Annotated in this window: 2 protein-coding genes; both read left to right on the top strand. The window is 51.2% G+C overall.

What is annotated here, in order from left to right; translation table 11 throughout:
- The first annotated feature begins 260 nt into the window (after positions 1-260).
- Positions 261-1,916: a hypothetical protein gene (locus A5774_RS01880; RefSeq protein ID WP_064833146.1), complete on the top strand. Its 1,656-nt coding sequence runs from the start codon at positions 261-263 to the stop codon at positions 1,914-1,916.
- Positions 1,910-2,825: hypothetical protein (locus A5774_RS01875; RefSeq protein ID WP_082936057.1), on the top strand; the 916-nt coding region annotated here is incomplete at its 3' end. The genes A5774_RS01880 and A5774_RS01875, both read left to right, overlap by 7 nt.

Below are 2,825 nucleotides of genomic sequence, written 5' to 3'. Positions count from 1 at the left end.
TGCCGCGCGCCGTTTGAACAAAGACACCCCGGCAGACCTCTACGAGTGGCTAGATTCGATCGACACGATCGAACCGGTCAACGACGACATCGACGAACAAACCGGTGCCGTGGTCGCCGATGTAAACCCGCGCCACACGGCAGCGCTTTAAGGAATATCTTAAGCCTTGCCGTGGCCCTGCACATTGCCCCGCGTGATCTTTATGACCTCACCGAGCTAGAGATCATCACCCTTGCCGATATCCTGGAGGAATCCCGCAAATGAGCAAGTCCGCCATTCTTTCAGTCAAGATTCTGGCCGATGCCACGAAAGCCAAAGCTGGCCTGGACTCTGCTGCTGGCGAAGTGGATAAATTCGAGAAATCGGCAGGTAATTCGCTCAAGAATTGGGAATCTCACCTGAATAAAGCCACCGCTGCAATGAGCGCGGTATCTGCAGGGGTCATCGCGCTAGGAAAACAGTCTTTTGATGCTGCCAGCTCTCTACAGCAATCCACTGGTGCGGTTGAATCGGTATTCAAGCATCAAGCAGAACAAGTCAAGGCCTTTAGCGAAGCCGCTAGCCAAGCCGTGGGCTTATCGAAAAATCAGTACAACGAACTCGCGTCGGTATTGGGCGCGCAGCTGAAAAACATTGGCATTGAACAAGAACAGGTAGTCGGAAAGACTAACGACTTGATCGAAAAAGGTGCTGATCTCGCCGCAACGTTCGGAGGCACCACCGCCGACGCGGTTAGTGCTCTGTCCGCCCTTATGCGTGGTGAACGTGATCCGATTGAGCGCTACGGCGTATCGATCAAACAAGCAACGATCGAAGCCAAGCTCGCAGAGATGGGCCTTAAGGAATTGGAGGGAGAAGCAAAGACTGCCGCCGAGACACAAGCTACTCTGGCGCTGCTTAACGAGCAGACCGCCGATTCTTTTGGCCAATTTTCCCGCGAAGCCGATACTGCCGCCGGTGCCCAGCAACGAGCAACAGCAGAATGGGAAAACGCGAAAGCAGCCTTAGGCGAAGAATTACTGCCGGTCATTTCCGACATCGCTATACATCTCGCAGATGCTGCACGGTGGCTAAGCGAACATACTGAACTTGCCCAATTCGCTGCCGGTGCTGTGCTAGGGCTTACCGGCGCACTGCTAGGGTTAAAGGCTGCTACTACGGTCGTAAATATTCTCACTGCCGCGCAAGCATCACTCAATCTAACTATGCTTGCCAATCCCTATGTAGCTGTTGCTGCTGCCGTCGTCGCACTCGTGGCCGTAATCGTAAACCTTTACCGCAATAACGAGAGCTTCCGCGAAAGCATACAAGCCCTGGGAAATTTCCTGAAAAATGCGTTTATCGGAATCATGTCCGAAGTCGTCCGATGGATAGAGATTATCGCCAATGCGTTCATTAATCCGCAGCGTGCTATCCAGCTATTCGCAGAAACCGCCGATAAATATCTTAACTGGATAACTAACGCGTTAGCGAACGTGCAGAAATGGTTAGATGTCGTCGCAAACCACGGTAGCGGGCCGGGTAAATGGATAGCCAAGGGATTCAGCTGGGCAATTGACAAGATTCGTGACTTTATCGAATGGATACGATCAGCCCTAGACTGGGTGCGATCGTTTAACCGCACTAGCTTTAAAGGCGGGCATCGTGGCGGCGTATTCGCTGCCCGTGATGTTGATATGACGATGATTGCCGACGCATCTAATCTGTTGACTTTTGCAAGATCAGCACCTGACATTACTGCTGCCTATAGCCCTACGTCATTAAGCGGAATTAGCGGAGCATTGTCCACATCTGGAATATCCACAATCAACCGACCGGTAATTAATATCACCGTTAACGGTGCCGTTGATGCTGAAAGTACAGCTAGGCAAATTGCCGAGCTACTAGACCGAGAGCGGAATAGGCAATCATGGTAAGCCTGACAGTCAAAGACCTGACTATTGAAATCGCCGTCAACCATGACCGAAAAACAACGCTTAAATACACGCACAATCTAGTGGTAGACGACGTAACGATCAATTGGGGTCGTCAATCCCTTTTTGCAGCCCCGCGTAAACGATCGGCAACGATTACCGTGCGCTTCGATCAAAGTTGGGGGCGTAGCTTTTGGGAACCCCTGCTAAGAGCACGGCTTATTATTAAGCGTGGCTCTGACAGTCTTTTTGTGGGATTTATCGACACAATTGCGCCCAGGCTAATAAATCAGAAATCAAATAGGTGGCTGCTAGCGCTCACTGCAGTAGAAGCTCACGGCTGGCGTGAAGATCTAGCCGGAAAAATGACTACCCGCGCAGCATGGCCTGGTCTGTTGGAATCGTCTATCAAACTGCAAAGCAAGGCAGTCAAGCCGTATGTAGTTGAGCGATTGAACCAGGAAGTTAGGTTTAATCCGCCGCCTACCGCGACGCAAATCACGTACCTAGATGCATGGGGCGCAATTGTTGCCACTCGTCCGCTGACGTTCCCAATATGGAATGCTGATTATAGTGTCGTGCAGCCGTCCATATATCAAAAATCTTTTGAACGATCGATCTTACTGCCTGGCAATATGGTTAGCGCGAAGATGCCAATTATTGATGCAGCCCATCAGCCCCAGACTGTGAGGTTTTCTACTGATGGCAGTATCTACGGCGCAAAATCTAATTCGTCACCGTGGGCAACGTTTCGAGCGTTTGGCTCACGAGCGGTAGACGGTCGCGATTATTCCCACATCATCGAGGTTCCAACTCTGTATTCTGTTCAGTCATGGCCCGACAGTTTTCTACGCAATGCTACTCAACTGCTACAAGCCCAGCAGCACGCACCGAGAGAAATCACCATAAGCG

Origin of the sequence: Corynebacterium sp. EPI-003-04-2554_SCH2473622 (assembly GCF_001665955.1) — a bacterium.
In the GTDB taxonomy this organism is placed as follows: Bacteria; Actinomycetota; Actinomycetes; order Mycobacteriales; family Mycobacteriaceae; genus Corynebacterium; species Corynebacterium pseudodiphtheriticum.
Note: the sequence above shows the minus strand (reverse complement) of the source record. Positions and strands in the feature narration are given on the sequence as shown.